Annotated in this window: 17 protein-coding genes and 2 tRNA genes; 8 read left to right on the plus strand and 11 right to left on the minus strand. The window is 40.2% G+C overall.

Features of this window, described 5'->3' with window-relative positions; all coding sequences use genetic code 11:
- Positions 1 to 15: 15 nt before the first annotated feature.
- Positions 16 to 477 carry a DMT family transporter gene (locus MSG95_RS04440; protein ID WP_213033545.1) on the minus strand — a complete coding sequence of 154 codons (462 nt, stop codon included), beginning with the start codon at positions 475 to 477 and terminating at the stop codon, positions 16 to 18.
- A gap of 117 nt (positions 478 to 594) precedes the next feature.
- Between MSG95_RS04440 and hemW the strand changes: the two genes are divergently transcribed.
- The gene (gene hemW, locus MSG95_RS04445) at positions 595 to 1,749 is read left to right on the plus strand and encodes a radical SAM family heme chaperone HemW (RefSeq protein WP_077164970.1); all 1,155 of its coding nucleotides are present in this window, start codon (positions 595 to 597) and stop codon (positions 1,747 to 1,749) included.
- Positions 1,750 to 1,795: 46 nt separating this feature from the next.
- Here hemW and MSG95_RS04450 read toward each other — a convergent pair whose 3' ends face one another.
- Complete coding sequence (locus MSG95_RS04450; RefSeq protein ID WP_077164969.1) at positions 1,796 to 2,551, minus strand: SDR family oxidoreductase; 756 nt, start codon at positions 2,549 to 2,551, stop codon at positions 1,796 to 1,798.
- A 113-nt stretch (positions 2,552 to 2,664) separates the two neighbouring features.
- On the opposite strand from MSG95_RS04450, the gene MSG95_RS04455 reads away from it, so the two are divergent.
- Entirely contained in the window at positions 2,665 to 3,561 is an 897-nt protein-coding gene (locus MSG95_RS04455) for a LysR family transcriptional regulator (protein WP_077164968.1), read from the plus strand.
- 65 nt (positions 3,562 to 3,626) lie between these two features.
- Here the strand turns inward: MSG95_RS04455 and MSG95_RS04460 are convergent.
- From MSG95_RS04460 to MSG95_RS04475, 4 genes are all read right to left on the minus strand, one after another.
- Positions 3,627 to 3,702: transfer RNA gene (locus MSG95_RS04460), tRNA-Lys, on the minus strand.
- Positions 3,703 to 3,724: 22 nt separating this feature from the next.
- Positions 3,725 to 3,800: transfer RNA gene (locus MSG95_RS04465), tRNA-Lys, on the minus strand.
- A gap of 120 nt (positions 3,801 to 3,920) precedes the next feature.
- Positions 3,921 to 5,762: a long-chain-acyl-CoA synthetase gene (locus tag MSG95_RS04470; RefSeq protein WP_019458010.1), complete on the minus strand. Its 1,842-nt coding sequence runs from the start codon at positions 5,760 to 5,762 to the stop codon at positions 3,921 to 3,923.
- Between the two features lie 192 nt (positions 5,763 to 5,954).
- Positions 5,955 to 9,272 (minus strand): Rne/Rng family ribonuclease, encoded by a 3,318-nt coding sequence (locus MSG95_RS04475; RefSeq protein ID WP_077164967.1) that lies wholly within the window; start codon positions 9,270 to 9,272, stop codon positions 5,955 to 5,957.
- A 722-nt stretch (positions 9,273 to 9,994) separates the two neighbouring features.
- On the opposite strand from MSG95_RS04475, the gene MSG95_RS04480 reads away from it, so the two are divergent.
- From MSG95_RS04480 to MSG95_RS04495, 4 genes are all read left to right on the plus strand, one after another.
- Positions 9,995 to 10,927 carry an RluA family pseudouridine synthase gene (locus MSG95_RS04480; protein WP_077164966.1) on the plus strand — a complete coding sequence of 311 codons (933 nt, stop codon included), beginning with the start codon at positions 9,995 to 9,997 and terminating at the stop codon, positions 10,925 to 10,927.
- Complete coding sequence (locus MSG95_RS04485) at positions 10,924 to 11,598, plus strand: HAD-IA family hydrolase (protein ID WP_039251825.1); 675 nt, start codon at positions 10,924 to 10,926, stop codon at positions 11,596 to 11,598. The genes MSG95_RS04480 and MSG95_RS04485 overlap by 4 nt, the downstream gene beginning before the upstream one ends.
- A 70-nt stretch (positions 11,599 to 11,668) precedes the next feature.
- Entirely contained in the window at positions 11,669 to 12,364 is a 696-nt protein-coding gene (locus MSG95_RS04490; RefSeq protein ID WP_077164965.1) for a helix-turn-helix transcriptional regulator, read from the plus strand.
- Between the two features lie 49 nt (positions 12,365 to 12,413).
- A complete protein-coding gene (locus MSG95_RS04495) occupies positions 12,414 to 13,019 on the plus strand; it encodes a glutathione S-transferase family protein (RefSeq protein WP_077164964.1) in 606 nt (201 codons plus the stop codon).
- Between the two features lie 58 nt (positions 13,020 to 13,077).
- Here MSG95_RS04495 and MSG95_RS04500 read toward each other — a convergent pair whose 3' ends face one another.
- Together MSG95_RS04500 and hcaR are read right to left on the minus strand one after the other, a co-directional pair.
- Positions 13,078 to 13,755 carry a DUF1345 domain-containing protein gene (locus MSG95_RS04500; protein WP_077164963.1) on the minus strand — a complete coding sequence of 226 codons (678 nt, stop codon included), beginning with the start codon at positions 13,753 to 13,755 and terminating at the stop codon, positions 13,078 to 13,080.
- 243 nt (positions 13,756 to 13,998) lie between these two features.
- Entirely contained in the window at positions 13,999 to 14,898 is a 900-nt protein-coding gene (gene hcaR / locus MSG95_RS04505) for a DNA-binding transcriptional regulator HcaR (protein WP_019458017.1), read from the minus strand.
- A 692-nt stretch (positions 14,899 to 15,590) separates the two neighbouring features.
- On the opposite strand from hcaR, the gene MSG95_RS04510 reads away from it, so the two are divergent.
- Positions 15,591 to 16,643 (plus strand): MBL fold metallo-hydrolase, encoded by a 1,053-nt coding sequence (locus MSG95_RS04510; protein WP_324644964.1) that lies wholly within the window; start codon positions 15,591 to 15,593, stop codon positions 16,641 to 16,643.
- Between the two features lie 65 nt (positions 16,644 to 16,708).
- Here the strand turns inward: MSG95_RS04510 and katG are convergent, their stop codons facing one another.
- The 3 genes from katG to MSG95_RS04525 all read right to left on the minus strand — a co-directional run bounded on the left by katG (position 16,709) and on the right by MSG95_RS04525 (position 22,242).
- Positions 16,709 to 18,865: a catalase/peroxidase HPI gene (gene katG / locus MSG95_RS04515; protein ID WP_077164960.1), complete on the minus strand. Its 2,157-nt coding sequence runs from the start codon at positions 18,863 to 18,865 to the stop codon at positions 16,709 to 16,711.
- Positions 18,866 to 19,377: 512 nt separating this feature from the next.
- The gene (gene ptsP, locus MSG95_RS04520; protein ID WP_077164959.1) at positions 19,378 to 21,672 is read right to left on the minus strand and encodes a phosphoenolpyruvate--protein phosphotransferase; all 2,295 of its coding nucleotides are present in this window, start codon (positions 21,670 to 21,672) and stop codon (positions 19,378 to 19,380) included.
- 84 nt (positions 21,673 to 21,756) lie between these two features.
- The gene (locus MSG95_RS04525) at positions 21,757 to 22,242 is read right to left on the minus strand and encodes an RNA pyrophosphohydrolase (RefSeq protein ID WP_019458019.1); all 486 of its coding nucleotides are present in this window, start codon (positions 22,240 to 22,242) and stop codon (positions 21,757 to 21,759) included.
- Positions 22,243 to 22,425: 183 nt separating this feature from the next.
- On the opposite strand from MSG95_RS04525, the gene MSG95_RS04530 reads away from it, so the two are divergent.
- Positions 22,426 to 23,076: an HAD family hydrolase gene (locus MSG95_RS04530; RefSeq protein ID WP_032048122.1), complete on the plus strand. Its 651-nt coding sequence runs from the start codon at positions 22,426 to 22,428 to the stop codon at positions 23,074 to 23,076.
- Positions 23,077 to 23,170: the final 94 nt, after the last annotated feature.

A 23,170-nucleotide genomic window follows, 5' to 3' on the forward strand; every position in this document is an offset into this window, starting at 1 on the left:
AATATAAAAATGAAACTAGCGCTGTAGGGTGAGTAACACACCAACAAAGATAACCACTCCACCTAGGAACCGTTGCCATGTAACAGGAGTTTTGTCTGTACCTAACCATCCAAAATGGTCAAGCAACATAGAAATAACCAATTGCCCAAAAACGACTAGCCCTGTAAAGGTTAAAAAACCAAGCTTAGGTGCAGTATAAATGCTCATGCTAATTGCATAAACCCCAAGGAATCCTCCGGTCCAAAGAAGCCACGGAATATTTGATATTTCACTTAAAGTAGGTTTCTCGGCACTTTGGAAGAACACCATAGCTGCTAAAACAATAGTACCTATGAAAAATGATAATAATGCCGCTTGCAAAGGTGAGTGTAATTGCTCACGAAGCTGAGCATTAATTGCAGTTTGAAAAGCCATGGCAACACCGATTCCCATAGCTAAGGGTAAGATCAGGAAAAGTTGACTAGAGAATTTCATCATTTTTATCAATATTTAAGTATGTTTAAGAACAGTCTAAAGCAATTAAGGTATGTTTTCATAAGTCCATTGATGCAGTCATGTTAAAATAGAAATATTGTGTAAATTGGACCTTGTTCCTTGGCTGTATTAAATCCTGCTTCTGTTCCGTTATCTTTATATATCCACATGCCTTGGTGCGTGCGTAAATGTCCTTATTGCGACTTTAACTCGCATGCCGTGCCTGATGGGGCGCTTTCGGCAGAACTTGAGCAAACTTATCTAAAAGCATTGGTAGCCGACTTTGAAACTCAAGTTGAGATGGCCCAAGGGCGTTCAATTCACAGTGTATTTATTGGGGGTGGAACGCCTTCACTCATTTCTGCCAAAGGTTATGCATGGCTATTTGAACAGCTTAAGTCACGGCTTAACTTTGAAGATGACTGTGAAATTACCTTAGAAGCTAATCCGGGAACACTGGAACATGACCCGTTTGCAGGCTATTTAGAAGCGGGTATTAACCGTTTGTCGATTGGTGTACAGACTTTTAATACCGATCACTTGCAAAAGCTTGGACGTATTCATTCAGCAAACAATGCTATGGATGCAATAGAGCAGGCAAGACAAGCAGGTTTTAAGCGAGTTAATGTCGATTTAATGCATGGTCTGCCTGAGCAAACGTTAGAGCAAGCACTTTATGACTTAAAGATGGCTGTAGAGCATGGTGCGACACATATCAGTTGGTATCAACTTACCATTGAGCCAAATACCGTATTTTTTCGAACGCAGCCTGTTTTACCTCAAGATGAGGTATTAGAAGATATTCAAGAGCAAGGCGAAGCATATTTAAAAGCAAATGGCTTTGTAAACTATGAAGTGTCGGCTTGGCGTAAAGAACAACCTTCAGCCCATAATTTAAATTACTGGGAGTTTGGTGATTATCTTGCGATTGGTGCAGGGGCACATGGAAAAGTGACACAACCAGATGGTGTGTACCGTTTCCAAAAAACTCGTTTACCGAAAGATTACTTAGCTAAGGTTCCTGCTGAACATTTGCAAATGAAAAAGATTGAGGCAGAAGAGCTACCTTTTGAGTTTATGATGAATGCCTTACGCTTAAATGATGGGGTAAACGCTGAGTTATATGAACAGCGTACAGGTTTAAGTTTAGAGGGGCTAAAAGAGGTACTTACTTCACTACGTTCGAGAAAGTTATTGGTAGAGGATAGTGCTCGTTTAGCATGTACTGAGCAAGGGCATATTTTCTTAAACTCGGTACTAGAAGAGTTCTTGTAAAGAAGCAAACTAAAAAGCCGCACAATGAGATGCGGCTTTTTTAATTTTAGCGGGTAGTATAACCGCCATTTGCGAAAATGGTTTGACCGGTAATCCACCAACCATCGGTCACCAAAAAGCGAACTAGAGGTTCAATATCTTCAATTTTAGTAAGTCCACCTAGAGCTGAAGCCGATTTATGGTAAGCGACTGCTTCGGCAGACTCCTGACCATAAAAGAAAGGTGTATCCATGGGGCCAGGTGCAACAGCAGTCACAGAAATTTGGCGATCTCCAAATTCTTTCGATGCAGCGCGGGTGTAATGCTCAACAGGTGCTTTTAAACCTTCGTAGGTTGAATAGAGACCCGTGTAGGCTGCCAGAAGAGAAGTCACGATTGAACAGATTTTTCCGCCGTCATTTAAATGACGACCTGCCGATTGAATAAAGAAATAGGCAATTTTTGAGTTGATATCGCTCATGCTATCAAACTCTTGTTCTGTGGTTGCTAAAAATGATTTCTTTAAAACCTTTCCAACTGTATTAATGGCAATATCAATTCCACCAAAATGCTGTTTGGTATCTATGAAAAGTTTTTCGATGTTATCGATATGAGTTAGGTCTGCCTGAATTAAAACAGCATCTACACCGAATGCTTTTACATCTGCGAGTGTTTGTTCGGCATCCGCTTGAGTTTCTGAACTATTATAGTGAATTGCGATTTTTGCGCCTTGTTCTGCAAATTTACGGCTAATGAGTCCACCTAAGTTTTTTGCGCCGCCTGTAATCAATACAACTTTATCTTTAAGCGTATGAGTTGACATGATGGTTGTTCCTATGATGACTTGTTCTAATGTGTTTTTAGTCTAGATTGGCGGTAATTTTTGATCAATTATGCTAGTTTGGTTTAACTATTCAGAAAATACGAACAATTAAAATGGATCGGTTGCAGCAATTTTTTATTTTTACAGAAGTCGCTAAACGGCAAAGCTTTAGTGAAGTGGCGCATCGACTCGATCTACCTCGCTCAACGGTAACCAGCGCCATTCAACAACTTGAAACTCACTATGGCGTACGCTTATTTCACCGCACCACTCGTAAAGTAAGCTTGACGCAAGATGGACAGCGAATATTGCCAGAGTGTCAAAACTTGTTGTTTGACTATGAACAATTAGAACAATTGATCCAGACGCAAAAACAGCATTATCGCGGCACATTAAAAATTTCAATGCCCAGTCGGATTGTGCATCAAGTGATTATTCCTGAGTTGTCAGATTTTTATCATCGTTATCCAGATATTCATTTGCAGCTCAATAGTTCTGATGACATGACTGACTTAATTGAAAAGGGGATTGACTGTGTTGTTCGGGTAGGTGAGCTAGATAGCAGCAGTTTAATTGCAAGATTGATTGGTCATTTGGTCATGGTGAACTGTGCAAGCCCCCATTACTTAGAACAGTACGGTACGCCTGAACAATTAGAAGATCTATCACAGCACAAACTGATTAACTACGCGGGAGCTGTAGGCGAAAAGCAGGGCGTATTTGTATATTCGGGTGGAACCGTCATGATGGATAGTGCTTTAAGTGTAAATAATACCGAAGCTTATAGTGCTGCGGCTTGTGCAGGTTTGGGGATTATTCAAGTTCCTTACTACGATGTTCAAGATAAAATAGAGCAAGGTATTTTAGTTGAAGTGTTGAGTGCTTATAGTGCAGCATCACTTCCACTTAACATTTTATATCCCAACAGAAGCTATATTCCAAAACGATTAGAAGTTTTTATGAGTTGGGTGGGAGAGATTTTAAATCGCAAATGCATCGTCATCTTTTAGTCATAAAAAGAAAATAAGATAACAATAAAAAAAGCCTCTCAAATTGTGAGAGGCTTTTTAGAATTTGGTGGGTCGTCCGCGACTCGAACGCGGGACCAACGGATTAAAAGTCCGCTGCTCTACCAACTGAGCTAACGACCCAAATAGGTTCAAAACAGATAAGTGGTGGGTCGTCCGCGACTCGAACGCGGGACCAACGGATTAAAAGTCCGCTGCTCTACCAACTGAGCTAACGACCCGTATCGTTTTGATGTCGCGTATTTTAGCAAGTTATTCAACTAACACAAGAGGAAATTTAAAAACATTTGCATGATTGCCTATAAAAAGCACGATTTCCTCTTGTTTAGCTAAAAAATGAACTAAAAACGGTATTTATATGCCTGAATGTTGTCAAAAATTTCAGTTGTGATGTCACAATAACTGTTTGCACCAGGCAATAAAGCGAGTAAACGTTCAGAAGTTTTGCTCGGATTAAACGCATCTTCTTTCAGTTTATTCTTCTGATATTTAAAAGTACCTGTTGTTTCGACCTTTTTTTGTACACGTAAAAACACCGGTACAGCATAAGCAGGCAAACACTTCTTAAAGACAGACACCATTTCGGTTAAATCTGCGTCATTTAACTCTTCACCATCTGCCAGCGTGATGGCTGCCATACCAGCACGACCATTGGTATTTGGAATTTCTACACCATAAACGACAGCTTCAGCAATTTTTTCGTACTCGCATACCATGTTTTCCACTTCAGTGGTCGATACGTTTTCACCTTTCCAGCGGAAAGTGTCGCCTAGACGGTCCACAAACTGAGCATGACGGAAACCAATATCTCGAACTAAATCACCTGTGTTGAAATAAGAGTCACCTTTTTTGAAAACATCTTTCCAAATTACAGATTTGTTCTTTTCAGGGTCTGTATAACCGTCAAATGGAGAGCGGCTAGTAATTTTTCCAACTAGCAGGCCAACCTCACCTGCTTTAACTTTTTGACACCAGCCGTTTTTATCGCGAATAGGCTCATTTTTCTCTTTATCGAACTGAACAATGGCATATGGTGTAGGAGAGAAGCCAACTGTGTTGTCGAAGTTGAAAATATTGCTAAATCCAACGTTACCTTCGCTCGATGCATAAAGTTCAAGAACTTCTTTAACGCCGAAGCGTTGTTTGAACTTGTCCCAGATGTTTGGACGCATGCCGTTACCGATCATTTTGGTGACGCGGTGGTTACGGTCAAGTTCGGTAACTGGAGCATCCATTAGGTAACGGCAAAGTTCGCCAACATAACCAATTGCAGACGCATTAAATTTTTGAACGTCTTTCCAGAATGCGCTAGTCGAATATTTACGTCGAATAGCAAGAGTAGAGCTGCCTGCGATTACACCACACCAGCAAACCACCACACCTGTTGCATGATAAAGCGGCAAGGTAACGTACATAACGTCATCTGGGCCTAAGTTTAAGATATGACCATAAGTGCCATACGCTAATGTCCAGCGACTGTGCTTGAAAATAACAGCCTTTGGCAAACCTGTTGTACCAGAGGTGTAGATATAGAACAGGCCATCATTACCCGTCACAGAACGAGTAGTCGATGGGTTAAATTTTGGAAATTGATCAATTTGTTCAGCTAGATTCGCATAACCTTGAGGTGCTTTACCTGCATTTTGACGTGTTGCTTGATCTGCAAACCAATGAAAACGGTCTTTAGGAACATTTAAGTCTTGGCGAATTTCATCAATAGCTGCTCGAACTTCTTCACCCGCAATAACAGCAATTGGCTTTACGAGATTGATGCTATGAGCGAGAACTTTACCGACTTGAGATGTATTCACAAGTGCAATGGTCACCCCAATTTTAGCTAAACCAACAATTGTTGCGATTAGCTCGGAGCGGTTTTCAATCATTACAGCAATGACGTCCCCTTTACGCGCTCCAATAGAAAGATAGTAATGAGAAATCTGGTTTGCCCATTCATTTAAAGCTTCATAAGAATAACTTTGATCTTCAAATAATAATGCCGTGCCTTTCGGATTCCGTTTAACAGCTTTTTCAAAAGCAATACCCAAACCTGTTGGAGTATGTGATGTTCTTAAATAAGCCTGTTTAAGACCATTTAGGATATGGGGTACTTTGGGAATGAAGCTAGGAAGTCTTGTGGCAACATCACCAAGAGTAATGATATCGGTCTGTGTTGTCTGGCTCATATCAATCCTATTTATTTTTCGATCAATCCAAAAAAGGTTGTGTGGGCAAAAAGTCCAATAGTTTTCATGGTTCACCATGCTTTTAAAACTTTTCTTCTAGTGCAATCAACCTAATTGGTTAAAAATAACAAAAAAAACCTAGTCATCGAAATGACTAGGTTTGTTTAAATTAGCTGCAATTGAGCAAATGGCTTACTCAGCTACAGGATTAGCTTTTTTTGGTGGACGGCCACGAGGGCGACGAGGACGACTTGGTTTGTCCTTATCAGCTTTAGAATCTTCTGATTCACTCTCTGTCGGAGCTTCAGTTGACTCAGCAGCTTGTTCTTGAGCTGCTTTAGCTTTTGCCGCTGCTTTTGGCTGTTTCGCAATTGGAGCTTCTACTACAGCTTCAACTGGCGCTTCTTCTACGCTAGATGCCACCTCAGTTACTTGATCAAGCTCAAGCGGTTGTTGTTTTGACTCAACAGGTGCTTGTGTTTCAGCAACAGGAGCAACAACAGTTTCTTCTACTACAGGAGCAGGGGTAGCTACTTCCTCTTGAGTAGAGTGTTGTTGTTTCACTTGCTCAAATGCTTGCTCAGCAGCCAATTTTGCCAAACGGCGACGTTCACGTGGATCATTTGCAACACGTGGAGTCGGCGCTTGCGATGGAGTAAGCGGAAGCACTGGTGCTGGTTCTGCTTCTTCAGCTGGTTTATGGCTTGGAAGTTCTGCATCACGAGTTACCGGTTTTTTCTCTTCTGTTTCTGAAGTTACTTCAACCACCAAAGTACTTGCGTACTGTTCCGTAAACTTCTGCAATGCACGATTAAATGTTGGTACTAAACCAAATTGTTCAATTAACACAGTGCAGTCTTCGCCATATACGTGACGAATTAAGCTACCAATTGTGTATTGTGCCAAAGTTGGAATTTGCGATGGCGTAACAGTTGGAGTAGCTTGTTTAGCTTGTTTAGCTTCACGTTGCTGACGACGACGCATACGAGGATCGTTGCTAGCACGTTGGATTTGAGGCTGAGTAGCTTCTTTAGTTGGTTGCGCTTCTTTTGTTTCTGCAACAACAGCTTTCTCTTCTACAACTGGTGCAGGAGTTGGCTCTTGAGCAACTTCAACAGGAGCCGCTTCAACATGTTCAACCTTTTGTTCAGGCGTTAGCGCAACAATTTCGCTTTGACCTTGGTCAACGTTGATGATTAAAGCTGTGTTCATGACATCATGTTTAGGTGCGTCAATTACATCCACTTTAACTTGTTTTTCATCAACAACTACTGGTGCCGCTGGCGTATTTTGATTTTCATTTAATACGCTTGGATCGCGATGGCGATTTGGACGGTTTGGACGTTGTTGATTATTACGATCACGGCGTGGAACAACATTCTCAGTTTGTTGTTGTACATCATTATTTTGATGTTGCTGATCTTGGTGTTGTTGACGCTTTTGCTGACGTTTTAATTCACGTTGCTCTTGGCGTGACAACTGAACCACTTCTTCATGAACTTGATGTTGTTGTTCATGAGCTTGGTGATGCTGTTCACGTTGCTCTTTATGTTTACGCTTTTTGTTGTTCTGACGTTGTTGTTGAGATCTATCATCTTTTTCAACATGTTCACGAACTTCTTGTTTCACAGGTGACTGTGAAATATAAGCATTATTTGACTGAACTGGTGCAACTTCTGCAACAGAAGGTACAGCCACTTGACCAAACTGACCACGGCTAACAGCACCAGTATTTACCATTTGCTCAATCGCAGCTGCGGCATTTTGTGCTGAACGAGATTGATCAACAGTTTGCGCTTGTTTTTGAACAAATAAGTTTTCTAACCATGCACAAGGACTTGCCGCTTTTTGAGCTACAGCTTGCTGTGCTACAGGTTGACTTGCTTGGTTTGCTTTTTTCTGAGCTGGAGCATTATTTGAAGTTTGAGCTGTTGCATGTGCATGCCCGTGATCTGCTTCTTCTAAATGCCATTCAGAAGACTCATAACCCAGCTCTTTTTCGCTTGAGCGAGTTGCTTCAGTACGTTCATAACTAGATGGAGCAAAACCGTCTGGGTTATACGCAATTTCGTAATGCGGAGTTTCTAAGTGCGGGTGAGGTAATACAGTCACACGTACACCAGAAGTTTGCTCTAAATACACCAGACTATGGCGTTTTTCATTAAGCAAGAAGGCTGCAATTTCAACTGGAACTTCAACCTGAACTTCACCATGACGTTCACGAAGAGCAATCTCTTCAACTTTACGCATGATTGAAAGAGAAAGCGAACGTAGGTCACGAACCATGCCTGTACCATGACAGCGAGGGCATACATAACCTGTTGCTTCTTCAAGCGATGGACGTAAGCGTTGACGGCTCATTTCCATTAAGCCAAAACGAGACAACTGACCGAACTGAATACGAGCACGATCGCTTTGGGTTGCTTCACGAAGTTTTGCTTCAACCATACGTTGGTTGCGTTCTTTAGTCATATCGATGAAGTCGATTACAACTAAACCGCCAATGTCACGAAGACGAAGTTGACGAGCAATTTCTTCTGCTGCTTCAAGGTTGGTGTTTAGCGCAGTTTCTTCAACATCATGCCCGCGAGTTGATTTCGCAGAGTTAATATCGATTGAAACTAAAGCTTCAGTCTGGTCAATCACGATTGAACCGCCAGATGGAAGTTTTACTTCACGCTCGTAAGCAGTTTGAATTTGGCTTTCAATACCAAAATGAGCAAACAATGGCTCATTTAAAGTATAAGTTTTTAATTTGTCTAATTGACGAGGCATAACTGCTTTAACAAAGTTATAAGCTTCGTTATAAGCTTGTTCGCTATCAATTAAAATTTCAGCAACGTCATCACGTAAGTAATCACGAATTGCGCGTGTTACAACACCAGCTTCTTGGTGAACAAGCATTGGAGAAGGGCCAGAGCTTGCTGTACTTTGAATTTGTGCCCAAAGGTCAAGTAAGTGCTGTAAGTCAAGCTGTAATTCTTCTTGAGTACGGCCAATACCAGCAGTACGTACAATCACGCTCATGCCGCGAGGTACATTTAAAGAGGCTAAAATTTCTTTTAACTCTTCGCGTACTGAACCCGAAATTTGACGGCTGATACCGCCACCTTTAGGGTTATTTGGCATAAGAACTAAATAGCGACCTGCTAGAGAAATAAAAGTAGAAAGCGCTGCACCTTTATTGCCACGTTCTTCTTTTTCAACCTGAACTAAAAGCTCTGTGCCTTCAGTAATAAGTTCACGAATGTTTGAAGTCTGACGAGGATCTGCCTGGAAATAGCTATTCGCAATTTCACGCATAGACAAGAAGCCTTGACGGCCTGCGCCGTATTCAACAAAAACAGCTTCTAATGAAGGTTCTACGCGGGTGACATGGCCTTTATAGATATTGGATTTTTTCTGTTCTCGGGTACGATTCTCTAAATCAAAATCGTAAAGACGATTACCAGTGATAAGTGCAACGCGAACTTCTTCGGCGTGAGTTGCATTAATCAACATACGTTTCATGGGTGTGACACCTAATAGTGACTCACACAAACAAACCAAACAAACTTAAAGGTTCTGAACGAACATCGAACATGACGGATCATTTCCCAGATCTCAAAATACTTGTGGTCTGAGTCATCTGTTACCGGCTACATTTAGCCTTAGCTTCGATTCTCGTCTGTGATGTAGGCAATACTGCTTCAACCTTTAAATCGGAATTCCTTTTTGCTTCACTGGCGGGTGAGCGGTGCATTGGTTAATGACTTTCACTGTCATTGGCCGCGAAGTGACTTCTTTATTGGAAGTTTGATACGGAATGCTCATCGTATCGGTGCTTTCGGCAGTTCCAATGCATCAACGCTTTAGCCTGAAGGCAACATTAAGGATCGATTTGTCTGATGTGTATCAGTTTACGTTCCATAACCAACTAGAGTTGGTAACATATTTTTTTGAACAAACTGAATTAAACGCAACAGTTTGTCATTTTGCCGATATAATAAGCCATCGGCGTCGGCATAATTCTTTAGGACCAATCCGAGCTGGTGATGAAAGCATCATTTTGATTGAGGTTTCAATCAGGGAAAATTCCCATTAGATGTTCACTTACGGCGGTATCCGTGCGCTGACTATATCAAACCTTGCAGCATCTGCCTATGGGCTAAGCTTAGATTTCTTGTGAAAAAACTAAGCTAATCGGTCATTTATTAATCAAATTTCGTAAAATTTCAGGTTTAAATATTAGTATGAATTCTACACAGCAATGGCAAAGTGTCACTTGGTTTGAGGTGGATGAGCATCAAGCAGGACAACGAATCGATAATTTCCTGTTTTCACGTTTAAAGGGTGTGCCAAAGAGTCGAATTTATCGTTTGATTCGTGAAGGTCAGGTTCGCGTCAATAAAAAACGTATTAAAGCCGAGACCAAACTCGCAATTGGAGATCAAATTCGTGTTGCGCCTATTCGCTATGAACAAAAAGATGAAACAGCTGTTCCTGTAAGTGATGGTGTGGCACAAAGTTTGTTAAGCCGTGTGGTTTACGAAGATGAAGGTCTATTAGTTGTAAATAAACCATCTGGTATTGCTGTACATGGCGGCAGTGGTGTGGCTTATGGTTTGATTGAGGCACTACGTGCGGCGACAGGCAAAAAATATTTAGAACTCATTCACCGTATTGACCGTGATACTTCTGGTCTGGTCATGATCAGTAAAAAACGTAGCACTTTAAAGTTGCTACAAGATATGCTGCGTGAACACAAAATTCGTAAGACCTATGCAGCTATTGTAAAAGGTCAGGTAAGTCTTGATAAGCAACTCATTGATGCTCCTTTATTCCGCTATGAGTTAGCCAATGGCGAGCGTCGTGTACGTGTATCTAAAGAAGGTAAACCAAGTAAAACTGAATGGGTGGTTGCAGAGCGCTTTAAAAATGCCACGTTGGTTCATGCTTCACCTTTATCAGGTCGCACACATCAAATTCGTGTACATGGCTTAAGTATTGGCCACCCTTTGATTGGTGATGATAAATACGGGCATAACACAGCTTATGCAGGCCCTGAAGCACGCCGTTTGTGTTTACATGCGATGCGTTTAGATATTCCGGGTTATCCGACGATTGAAGCGCCTTTACCAGAAGACATGGCCCAGTTATTAGATGTTTTGAGAGTAGCAAAATGAGTCTGAAAACCGAATTAGTGATTTTTGACTGGGATGGTACTTTATATAATTCTGTTGGTCAGATTGTTGCAAGTTTACAGCATGCGGCAGAGCAGCATGAGTTAACTTTGACTGATGAAGCTGCAAAAAGCATTATTGGTTTAGGTTTACCGGAAGTGATGCAAACTTTGTTTCCGGAAGCGCCCGAGCTACATGAATCGATTTTAAAAGCATATGGTGATCACTATATTGCGAACTCGACTAGTGATGCATGGTTTGAGGGTGTTTCTGAACTACTTCATGACTTAAAAGCCCAAGGTTTAAAGCTTGCCGTAGCGACAGGTAAAAACCGTCGTGGATTAGACCGTGTGATTGCAAAAACACAAAGTACTCATTTGTTTGATGTGACTCGCGCAGCCAATGAAACTCGATCAAAACCAGATCCACTCATGTTGCAAGAAATATTAACAGTCACTGGGGTGAGTGTTGAGCGTGCAGTCATGATTGGTGATAGTAGCTATGATCTTGAGATGGCGCAGCGTTTAGGGATGCCACGTATTGGTGTAGGCTATGGTGTGCATTCAATCGAAGTTCTACAACAGTTCCAGCCTTTAACGATTGCTAAAGATGTACCTGAGCTACATAACTTTTTAAGAGAGTACGCAAAGTTATCTAATGCAGATGTAGCGTAATTTAGAATGATATAAGAAGGGGGAATTTATTCCCTCTTATTGTAAGTCCAATAACAATAAGACGAGAAAAATGAGCCGTTCTATTCGTTTATTAAATCTTTTACAACAACTCCGCGAATTCCGTTATCCAGTTACTGCCCAAGTCTTGGCTGAACGTATGGGAATTAGTGTTCGTAGTATTTACCGTGATATTGATAGTCTACGTGCACAAGGTGTGAGAATCGATGCATCGGCAGGTTTGGGGTTTCAGCTTAAAGAAGACATTCTATTGCCACCAATGACACTCAATGAAGATGAAGTTGAAGCTATTTTTTTGGCACTGTATTGGTTAAAGAGTGTGCCTGACCAGTCTTTACAATCATCATCTACATCCATCTTAGCTAAATTAAATTCTGTTTTGCCTGAGCATCGCCAATATTTATTACAGCAAACGACCCTAAGAGCGTTTAACACATGGCTGCCTGTAGATGAAAATCGAGTCGAACAAGTGCGGTTAGCTATTCGGCAGCAAGTCAAAATTTCGATGCATTATCATGATGAACAACAGCGAAGTAGTGTTCGAACCTTGTGGCCTTTTGCTTTGGGATATTTTAATGACAAAATTGTGTTGGCCGCATGGTGTGAACTAAGACAGGACTTTCGACATTTTAGACTTGATCGTATTCAACACTTAAGTTTAACCCAAGAGTTATATCCATCATTTAAACAACAACTGTTCCAGCAATGGTGGGCGCAAGAATCGCAAACGACTACTGACAAAAACTGACAAAAGACCCTTGTAGACTATCATCACGATAAACAAGGAGCCATAAAAAATGAGCCTTAAACTTTATACTAACAAAGAATCACGTGGTGTTGTGGTCGACTGGCTTTTAGTCGAATTAGGTGTTGAGTGTGAACGTATTGAAGTCCAATACAAGACTGAAATGAAAACACCGGAATATCTAAAAATTAATCCTTTTGGAAAAGTGCCGGTATTGGTAGATGGCGATGTCGTGATTTATGAGCTAGGTGCAATCTGTGCTTATCTTGCTGATAAATTTTTCGATAAAGGTTTAGCTCCTGCATTAGATGATCCTAAACGTGGTTTGTACTATCGCTGGTTATTTTTGATGGCAGGCCCATGGGAAGCTGCGGGTGTTGATAGAGCTCTTGGAATTGATGTATCTCCTGAGCAAAAAATGTTTGTGGGTTATGGTGATTACAACGATGCCTACCAAGCTTTAGTACAAGGACTTAGTGAAGCTAATCCGTATGTGTGTGGCGAACAGTTTACCGCCGCAGATGTAAGCGTGGGAGCAATGCTGTTATGGCAGTTGAAAATGAACGCGATTGAATCTCATCCTGCTATTACGCGTTATGTTGAAACCATCAAACAACGTGAAGGCTTAAAACAAAGCACGATGGGCTCATTGTTGTAAACCTCTGCTGTTCAGAGTCACCCATTTGGGTGACTTTTTTATTTTGTAAATACAAGTTTTAGTTGGTAAGAAAGCCAGCAGCAACGTTAATACAGATCGCTAAGATGGTGGTATTAAATCCAAAAGACAACACCGCGTGAAATAAGTTTAAAAGACGCATGTGTTTGGTGGTAATCGAAACATCGGCAGTTTGGGCAGAAGTCCCAATAATATAACTAAAATATAGAAAATCAGGATAAGTTGGCTGTTTTGTTCCCGGGAAATCTAGACCACCATTTTCTTCATTTCTAGATAAAGCCATATAAAAATCATGGGCATAATGTAGAGCAAAAACGGTATGCATAAAAAGCCATGCAGAAACAATGGTCAGTAAAGCTAAAGCCACATGACCTAACTTTGCAGCATGATCAGAAGGAAGCTGTGAGAGCTGTATTAAAATAGCAACTAGGCACATGGTTAAAGCCAATAGAACAATCAGCATAATGACCCATTTGCTTTCATCTTGTTTTTTAGCTTGCTGCTGCATTTGAGAGTGATCTGCATTTTTCATTAGTTTGAAAACTTGCAATAAATATAAGCCAATGGAACCATTCCAACTGACTAATAAAATAGTAGACCATTTCCATGAGGTGAACCAAGTCAATAGAGTTCCGGCAATAACTCCCACAAATAAAGCAATAAAGAAGTGAGGTCGATTTCGCACGCTACGACCCAAATGCTTTAATAGTGCTACCATTTACTCGACACTCCATATGCTCTAGTAAATATTTTTTTACTGTTTGGTTAATTTAACATTAAGTTTTATATATGCTTTATGCTTATTAATAATATTTTATAAATTAAAGATAATATATTTATCGAAAATTAAATTACTTCATTAAAGTATAAAATAAATATTAAATGCATTTAATTTATACTTTAATTTAGATTTTCTAACTAATTTATTATTTAAGAGTAAAAGTAGATTTAACTTTGGTGTTTAATCTTGATTCTTATCAAGATGAAATACTTTATTGAGCTGATCAATAAATCTTTTAACACCAACAGATTGTGTATTTTTACGATAACTCACAAATAAATCTAAAGAAGGTAATTCAACATCGAGAGGACGAACCACGGTGTTAGCAACGCCTAGCGGAGCAATATAGGCTGGTAAAATCGTGCATCCTAGTCCTGATCCAGCAGAATTAATGTTAAGTAAAATACTATCTGCCTTTTGTACAATATTGAGGTCGATATTATAAGTTTTAGTAAACTCTAAAATAGTATTATGCAACGTGCTAGATTGTTCAGCAGCAGGAATAATGAAATCAATACCATTTAACGCTTTTACGGGGATACGTTCGTATTTGGCGAGGGGATGATTTCTTGGTAATAGAAAAATTAGAGGTTCTGTTAAAACAAATTGGCTTTGAATTTCATCAGTTTCAGTATTGTCACGAGTAAAGGTGATATCGAGTTCACCTCTTTTTAAGGCTTTGAGTTGCTCCGTATTGTTTAAGCTTGATAGTTCAATCGTAAGGTCTGGGTGTTGTAAGCGTAGATTTGGCAGTACATAGGGGAAAATTTTCATTTCTGCAATGGGGACGAAACCAATGCGTAATAGCTGTTGTTTAGCCTTCGAGACTTGGCGTGCCAAAGCGACTGCCTTATCAGCTTGGGCTAGTGTTAAACGAGCATGTTCTAAAAATACTTCACCTTCTTCTGTTAATTCGACTTTACGTTTTGTGCGATTTAAAAGTCGTACTCCGACATCTTCTTCTAAATCTTTAATTTGTTGGCTAAGGGAGGGTTGCGCGGTATAGAGTTTGAGAGCGGCCTTACTAAAATTTAATTCTTCAGCAACAGTGATGAAATATCGAAGATGGCGTAATTCCATAAGACTAATCCAAAAAATGTCTTACTATGATTTAAGTAAAGTATAAAGCATAAAAGTATATAGCGTGAAGATGCTTTAGATATTTATAAAATAAATGAAAATTTATAAATCATTATTAATTTAATATGAAAAATTTTTTAATTATTAATTTATAAAATATATTAATCCAGCTTCACAATCAAATTTATTTTAAATTCTAATCATAAATTTTAATTACTCTTGACAAATAATATGTAATTTTCTCATATTATGAAAAAGACTATTATTTGTAGAAGCTTTGATAGAAGGAAATCTTTGTATAGTTGTGTATCAATAGTATTTTGTTAATAAATGTATCGCTTGTATGTTGCTATATTTTTCGATTTTATGCATATCAAAAAAGTCAGCAATTTTATAAAAATTGATTAACTGAGATAAAAACAATTCCTCCTTTCGTTATAGGCGGCTTATTATATAGGATTGTTATGTTATACAGTAGCTTTTAATAAACACTGTAATTAATGAATCGCAAACTCAACATATCTAGACATTCTTTTGTGGCAGTTTAGATTGATGTGTGTGGGTGGCGATGAAAATAAAAGGGATATTTATATGATAAATAAATGTAAGTTTCATAGCTTAATTTATTTAAATCGCTAAGATAGAAGACAGTATGATTCATCCTCTCGATGCTACAACCATAGAATAAGCCCATGAAAGACAAGCCGACATTAACGTATCAATTGCCGACTCAGTCCTGTTGGACGCATACTTGGATAAAGCCGCCTTTTTGCCATCCTGAATTGGGCCACGAAAAAGATACTCGTTTTTATAATCAGCAGCCTAGGTCACCAGCACGGGGATCGAAAGAGCTATTACGCTGGTTAGTTACCCGTGAATCTTATACATGGAATGTAGATATTCAACATGAATACGAAGCGCGCATTAATACACCAATTGCGTTGCCACAAAATCGCCCTCATGCGGACTTAGATGATTGGCAAGTTTGGTTTGTAGGTCACGCGACTGTACTTATTCAAATTGGACCATATAACTTTATTACTGACCCAGTATGGTGTGATTATGCGAGTCCACTGCATGGTCGTGGTCCACGCCGTGTATGTCCAGCAGGTTTTGCCTTGGAACAGTTGCCAACTATTCATGGAGTTTTACTGAGCCATAATCATTATGATCATATGGATTTAGCAACGCTTGAATGGCTACATAAAAAATTCGCAATGCCGATTTATACAGGGCTAGGTAACGGGTTTTACTTGCCTAAAGAGTTCCATGTCATTGAAATGGACTGGTGGCAGGAAATTCCTTATCAGGAGTTAAGAATTGTTTATACACCTGCTCAGCATGGTTCGGGGCGTGGTTTACGTGACCAAAATAAAGCACTTTGGGGCGGGTTTTCGATTTTAGCAAAAACAGGACATTGTTTTTTTGCTGGTGACACTGGTTATGCAGGACATTTCAAACAAATTCATGCACGTTATGGGGCGCCGCGTGTTGCTTTACTTCCAATTGGAGCTTATGAACCTCGTAAATTGATGAGCTATGTTCATATGAATCCTCAAGATGCGGTCCATGCACATTTAGATTTACAAGCCCATCGTTCTGTTGCGATTCACTATCGAACCTTTCAGTTAACAGATGAAAATCGTGAAGATCCAGAGCATGCTTTAGCTCACGCTATTAAAGCTTCCTCAAAACTTGCTAATCCTTTTTATTGCATTCGAGAAGGGCATAAATTGACTGTCTAAAACCTCAATGTTGTATATAAAAAAGCCAGTTCAATGTGAACTGGCTTTTTTGATTTTGACTTAAATTAAGCTAAGTCAAAACGGTCAAGATTCATGACTTTTGTCCATGCTGCAACAAAGTCTTGAACAAATTTTTCTTTACCATCGGCTTGAGCATAAACTTCTGACAAGGCACGTAAAATTGAGTTTGAACCAAAAACTAAGTCATTACGTGTCGCAGTAAATTTGACTGTACCTGTCTTACGGTCTTTGCCTTCAAATACTTCACTTGTTGAATCAACAGGTGCCCATACATTCGACATGTCGAGTAAGTTTGTAAAGAAATCTGTGCTGAGTACACCCACTTGCTGAGTGAATACACCATGTTGTGAACCATCCCAATTGGTGCCCAATACACGTAAACCACCAATTAATGCAGTTAACTCTGGTGCAGTCAAAGTCAGTTGCTGAGCTTTATCAATCAATAAGATTTCAGCTGGTGTGTTGATACCTTCTTTCTTCCAGTTTCTAAAGCCATCAGCAGCGCCGAGCAGCAATTGGAAAGTTTCGATATCAGTTTGACTTTGTAATGCATCAACACGACCAGGAGCAAATGGAACGCTAATGTTAAAGCCTGCCGCTTGAGCAGCTTGCTCTACACCCACGTTACCTGCAAGCACAATTAAGTCAGCCAATGACAATTGGGTCGATGCTTTGAGTTCTTCAATTTTAGTTAAAGTCTCAACGGCTTTTTTATTGACTTCCCAACCACGTTGAGGCGCTAAAGCAATGCGTGCACCGTTTGCACCACCGCGTTTGTCTCCACCACGGAATGTTGATGCTGATGCCCAACCAAGAGAAACTAACTCACCAGCAGATAATCCTAACGCAGCGATTTTTGCTTTTGCATCAGCAATACTTGCAGCAGATGGTATAGCGCTAGCAGCAGGTAATGGGTCTTGCCAAATTAAATCTTCAGCAGGTACTTCAGGGCCTAAATAACGTGCTTTTGGCCCCATATCACGGTGAGTTAACTTGAACCATGCGCGAGCAAATGCATTCGCGAATGCTTGAGGGTCATCATGGAAGCGACGAGAGATCTTTTCAAACTCAGGGTCAAAACGTAAAGTCAAATCTGTAGTCAGCATAGTTGGCTTACGTTTAACTGACGGATCGAATGGATCAGGAATAATCGCTTCAGCATCTGCTGCTACCCATTGAATTGCACCAGCAGGTGAGCGTTCTTGTACCCACTCGTATTTGAATAGGTTTTCAAAGAAGTAATTGCTCCATTGTGTTGGAGTCTGTGACCAAATCACTTCTAAACCTGAAGTGATCGCATCTTTACCAACACCTGTACCAAAGCTATTTGACCAGCCAAAGCCCATTTGTTCAATTGGAGCACCTTCAGGATCAGCCTGAACATGGTCAGCAGGGGCTGCACCATGTGTTTTACCTAAGGTGTGCCCACCTGCAATCAAAGCAACAATTTCTTCATCATCCATTGCCATGTTGCCGAAAGTCGCACGAATAAATGGAGCAGCCGACCTTGGATCACCACTGGCTTCAGGACCTTCAGGGTTCACATAAATTAGACCCATTTCGGTTGCAGCAAGATTACTGCCTTCCAAAGCTTCAGAGTTACGGTGAGCTAACCATTCTTTTTCATCGCCCCAGTTTACATCGTTATCTGGTTCCCAAACATCTTCACGACCTGCACCAAAACCAAAGGTACGGAAGCCAGAAGATTCAAGTGCAATGTTCCCAGCAAGAATAAATAAATCTGCCCACGATATTTTTTGACCATATTTCTGTTTAACTGGCCATAATAAACGACGTGCTTTATCTAAGCTCGCATTGTCAGGCCAACTATTTAATGGTGCAAAACGTTGTTGACCACGACCTGCACCACCACGGCCATCACCCATGCGATAGGTACCCGCAGCATGCCATGCTAAACGAATAAATAAGCCTGTGTAATTTCCCCAATCGGCTGGCCACCAGTCTTGGGAGTCGGTTAATACATTTTTGATATCAGCTTTAAGGGCGTAGTAGTCAATTTTTTTAAATTCTTCGCGGTAATTAAAATCTTTACCAAGTGGATTAGAGCGTTCTGAATGTTGGTTAAGCAAGTCAACACGTAATTGATTTGGCCACCAGTGTAAATTAGTCGTGCCACCACCGAGGGCTACTTGTGGTTTTGAGTTATGACCTGAAAAGGGACATTTTGATTCGTTTGACATGATTATATTCTCTCTGGGTAATATTTATTTGAGCTTTAAATGGAACCGAATGCTCATTTTCCTGGACTTTTGGGTTAAAAAACGATGTGTATCAAATAAAGAAATGAGAGAACAAGTGGTGAAGTAAACCGTTTAAATTTTTTTCACTGTTATGTCAGCTCATCATTTTTATTCAATACTACATAAGTTTCCTTTGTTTATTATTCCTTCAATTTACTGCATGAAGACTAAAAAACAAGAGGGAAAATGGTTCGACTTTTGCAAATAATGATGCATAGCATGAGCTCCTTAATCATTGAAACATCGCAATATCTTTCAACTTCGTTCTTTAAATATACTAAAATCTGAATATTTATTTTTCAAATGGATTAAATTGTCTATATTGATAGGTAAAACCGATTTCAAGAGTTAAGCAAAATTGTTGAGTACAGTAAATGAAAGTTTGAAATAACGAGAAAATATAAAAAATAGTTCAATAAAAAAGGAGAGTTAAAACTCTCCTTTTAAAGTATTTATACGGTGACAAGACGGTTAGATTTAACCATATCGGCTAAACCATGCGTTTTAAAGTAGTACTCAAGCCAGCTTTTTACAATAAGCGGGTTATTCATTTTCATGACATCATCAAGTAACTTTTGGGCATCTGTCATTGGTACATGACAAATTGCTTTACGGACACGCAAGATGTTGCTTGAACTCATAGAAAGGGTATTAAAGCCCATTGCCATCAGTAAGATTGCTGATAACGGATCACCTGCCATCTCGCCACAAATACTTACCGGTTTTTGGTATTTGTGACATTCTTTCACCAGTCGGCTCAAGGCACGCAAAATAGATGGATGGAAGTGTGAATATACGCTGGCCACATGCGGGTTATTACGGTCCACTGCGAGCAAGTATTGAGTTAAGTCATTTGAACCAACCGAGAAGAAATCGACAAGTTCAGCAAACTCATCAATTTGTAGCAGTACGCTTGGCACCTCTACCATAATCCCGATTTTTGGTTTGGTAATCTTAACCTGTTCTTCATCTTGCACAGCGATCCAATCACGTTCAAGTAAATAAAGTACTTCTTCGACTTCACTGACTGTCGTTACCATTGGCAAGAGAATATGCAAATTATTTAAGCCAATACTTGCTTTAAGCATTGCACGAATTTGCGCCGAGAAAATCTCTGGATGGTCGAGTGTAAAACGGATACCACGCCATCCTAATGCCGAGTTTTCTTCTTCGATACTGAAGTATGGTAAGTCTTTATCGGCACCAATATCGAGGGTTCGCATCACCACAGGCTTATTGGCAAAGTGACTCAACTGTTGACGATAGATAGCACGTTGTTCTTCTTCACCAGGGAAACGTTCCCGTAACATGAATGGAATTTCACTTCGGTATAGACCTACACCTTGCGCGCCACGTTGTACGCCGCGAACGACATCAATCATGAGACCTGTATTTACATAAAGTTGAACAGATACACCATCTGGAGTAATCGCTTCTTTGGTCTCGTATTGCTTGAGATCTTTTGCGATTTGCTCATCTTCTTTTTGAATTTCTTTATAGCGTTGACGTAAACGACGTGGCGGGTTTACAAAAACTCGGCCCTGATAAGCATCCACAATCATTTCTGCATCATCAAGCGTGTTAACAGGTAGTTCAGTGACACCAACCACTGTTGGAATACCCAATGCACGTGCCACAATTACCATATGCGAGTTAGCAGCACCTTCTGAGGTTACAATAGCAGCGATATTATCGACCGGTAACTCGACGAGTGCAGCAGTACTAATTTCTTCACCAATTAAAATACTGTCTGGACTGAGTTCACGGTGACTAGAATCTTCCTCTTGTAAACACGCTAAAATACGTCGGCCTAAATCTTTAAGGTCGGAAACGCGTTCGCGAAGATAGTCATCTTCCATTTGTGCAAATAGGGCGGTGTGTTTTTCAATGACACGACGTACAGCACCTTGCGCCCAATGACCATCACGAATCAGATCTTTAATTTCTGCGGGTAATGCATTTTCATCTAGCATTCTTAAAAAAACGCTAAATAAAGCGCGTTCTTCGGCCATGAGTGAATCATGCATTTTTTCGTCTAAAGAACGAATCTCTGAACGAACTGATGAAATCGCTTGATCTAGAAGACGAAGTTCGTGACTAATATCTTCTGCTTCACGGTCAGGTACTGCACCTAAGTCGGCAGGTGGATACAAAATAATGGCACGACCTAAAGCAACACCACCTGCACCTGACGCACCTTGGAAGGTTTTATAGGCAGGCCCATTACTTGGTTTACGAAATACATCGATGTTGCCAACCGCGTGAGCATGCGCAATTACCCCAGAAAGCTGAGCACAGAGCGTAACTAAAAAGGATTCGGCTGCTTCGCTAAAGTCTTGAGGAAGTCTATTTTGGACAACTAAAACGCCCATAACCTTACGACGGTACATGACAGGTACGCCGAGGAATGAGTTATAAATTTCTTCGCCCGTTTCAGGTAAATATAAGAAGCGCTCATGTTTTGGGGCATTGTCAAGGTTAACAATTTCTTCACGTTGCCCAACCAAACCGACCAAGCCTTCACCTATCTGCAATGAGACATGACCAACAGATTCTGGATTTAAGCCTTTTGAGGCCATCAAGACGTAACGCTGGTTGCGTTCATCGAGTAAATAAATAGAGCAAACATCCACTTTCATGGCCTCAGCAACCTGATTGACCATAATGTCTAACGATTCATGCAAACTCACGGACGCATTAATCTCTTGGACAATGCGTCTTAGAGTGTCGAGTTGCATGTTTGACATGGATGTATACTCCAGTATTTTTTAGACTATGAATGTATTTATAACAGCACTTTTAATAAAAATCATTTGCTAGATAAATGATTTTTAGGGTAATTGTTGCAACGGCAACTGTGTACACAACTCCACCATGGCTTTGCGGTAAACATCACGCTTGAAGTTGACCACTTGACCAAGAGGATACCAATAGCTAACCCACTGCCATTCGTCAAATTCGGGCGGGTCAGAGAGGTTTAACTGAATGTTTTTTGCAGGTGCAGTTAACTTCAGTAAAAACCATTTTTGTTTCTGTCCGATACATACAGGGTCAGAGTCTGACCGAATGTACCGATGTGGCAAACGATAACGCAGCCATCCTTTGGTTTGCGCAATAATCTGGACATGTTCGGGCAATAAGCCGATTTCTTCTCTCAGTTCTCGAAAAAGTGCCTGTTCAGGGGTTTCTCCAAACTGGATGCCTCCTTGTGGAAATTGCCAAGCATTGTGACCAATGCGCTTTGCCCATAAAACCTGTCCATCATCGTTTGCCAAAATGATCCCGACATTGGGTCGGAAACCTTCTGAGTCGATCATTTGGCTACCTAAATATTTATCTATATCGTTGACTTTAATCGCGGGGACAAACACTTTTTTATGTCCAGCTCGAAAAGATCAAAGTAAAATGTTTAAATTGCTACGATCTTAACGAATTTCTATCGACTAGCGGAGATAGATTTACATTTTTTTTCTTAAATTTCAGTTTAAACGAGAATTTTCATGAAACTGGCGTTGTTTGATTTAGACCATACCTTGTTAAATACCGATTCAGACCACTCGTGGGGTGAATTTTTAGTCAACGAAGGTTTGGTTGATCCGGTTCATCATCGTCAGATGAATGATAAATTTTATGAAGATTACAAAGCAGGCCAACTTGACCCATATGCTTATAATGAATTCGTTTTTGGTTTCTTAACAAAACATGACAATAGCTACTTAACAGAGCTTCACCAATTGTTCATGCAAAAAGTGATTCGTCCACAAATGCGCCCTAAAGGCTTCGATGCGATTAAGAAACATCAAGACTTAGGTCATACCATTGTGGGTATTACGGCAACGAGTGATTTTATTACCGCGCCAATTTTCCGTGAATTTGGTATTACCGAAATTTTAGCGACCAATGCCGAAGTAGCTGACGGCAAATATACCGGTAAAGTTGCGGGCTTGGCATGTTATCAAAAAGGTAAACTAGCACGTCTTGACGATTGGTTGGCTGGACGTAGCGTCTCTGAGTCTTGGGCATATTCAGATTCAATCAATGACCGTTTTTTACTTGAATATGCAACGCATGCGATTGCCGTAAATCCTGATGACCGTCTTGAAAAGTTAGCTCAAGAGCACAACTGGGAAATTCAGGACTGGTCGATTTAAGATGATCGAGTCGGAAGAGCTATGGGTTAGATAAGCTCTTCCAACTTTTAATTCATTAGGTTTAAATCATTTTTTTATATTTCTTATAAAACTT

The sequence above is a fragment of the Acinetobacter sp. IK23 genome (assembly GCF_035615275.1).
GTDB classification, from domain to species: Bacteria; Pseudomonadota; Gammaproteobacteria; order Pseudomonadales; family Moraxellaceae; genus Acinetobacter; species Acinetobacter seifertii.

What these genes read in the sequence shown, in the direction of transcription:
- MSG95_RS04440 (WP_213033545.1), bottom strand. Translation starts at nt 477, where the DNA reads ATGATGAAATTCTCTAGTCAACTTTTCCTGATCTTACCCTTAGCTATG.
- MSG95_RS04450 (WP_077164969.1), bottom strand. Translation starts at nt 2,551, where the DNA reads ATGTCAACTCATACGCTTAAAGATAAAGTTGTATTGATTACAGGCGGC.
- MSG95_RS04455 (WP_077164968.1), top strand. Translation starts at nt 2,665, where the DNA reads ATGGATCGGTTGCAGCAATTTTTTATTTTTACAGAAGTCGCTAAACGG.
- MSG95_RS04470 (WP_019458010.1), bottom strand. Translation starts at nt 5,762, where the DNA reads ATGAGCCAGACAACACAGACCGATATCATTACTCTTGGTGATGTTGCC.
- MSG95_RS04475 (WP_077164967.1), bottom strand. Translation starts at nt 9,272, where the DNA reads ATGAAACGTATGTTGATTAATGCAACTCACGCCGAAGAAGTTCGCGTT.
- MSG95_RS04480 (WP_077164966.1), top strand. Translation starts at nt 9,995, where the DNA reads ATGAATTCTACACAGCAATGGCAAAGTGTCACTTGGTTTGAGGTGGAT.
- MSG95_RS04485 (WP_039251825.1), top strand. Translation starts at nt 10,924, where the DNA reads ATGAGTCTGAAAACCGAATTAGTGATTTTTGACTGGGATGGTACTTTA.
- MSG95_RS04490 (WP_077164965.1), top strand. Translation starts at nt 11,669, where the DNA reads ATGAGCCGTTCTATTCGTTTATTAAATCTTTTACAACAACTCCGCGAA.
- MSG95_RS04495 (WP_077164964.1), top strand. Translation starts at nt 12,414, where the DNA reads ATGAGCCTTAAACTTTATACTAACAAAGAATCACGTGGTGTTGTGGTC.
- MSG95_RS04500 (WP_077164963.1), bottom strand. Translation starts at nt 13,755, where the DNA reads ATGGTAGCACTATTAAAGCATTTGGGTCGTAGCGTGCGAAATCGACCT.
- hcaR (WP_019458017.1), bottom strand. Translation starts at nt 14,898, where the DNA reads ATGGAATTACGCCATCTTCGATATTTCATCACTGTTGCTGAAGAATTA.
- MSG95_RS04510 (WP_324644964.1), top strand. Translation starts at nt 15,591, where the DNA reads ATGAAAGACAAGCCGACATTAACGTATCAATTGCCGACTCAGTCCTGT.
- katG (WP_077164960.1), bottom strand. Translation starts at nt 18,865, where the DNA reads ATGTCAAACGAATCAAAATGTCCCTTTTCAGGTCATAACTCAAAACCA.
- ptsP (WP_077164959.1), bottom strand. Translation starts at nt 21,672, where the DNA reads ATGTCAAACATGCAACTCGACACTCTAAGACGCATTGTCCAAGAGATT.
- MSG95_RS04525 (WP_019458019.1), bottom strand. Translation starts at nt 22,242, where the DNA reads ATGATCGACTCAGAAGGTTTCCGACCCAATGTCGGGATCATTTTGGCA.
- MSG95_RS04530 (WP_032048122.1), top strand. Translation starts at nt 22,426, where the DNA reads ATGAAACTGGCGTTGTTTGATTTAGACCATACCTTGTTAAATACCGAT.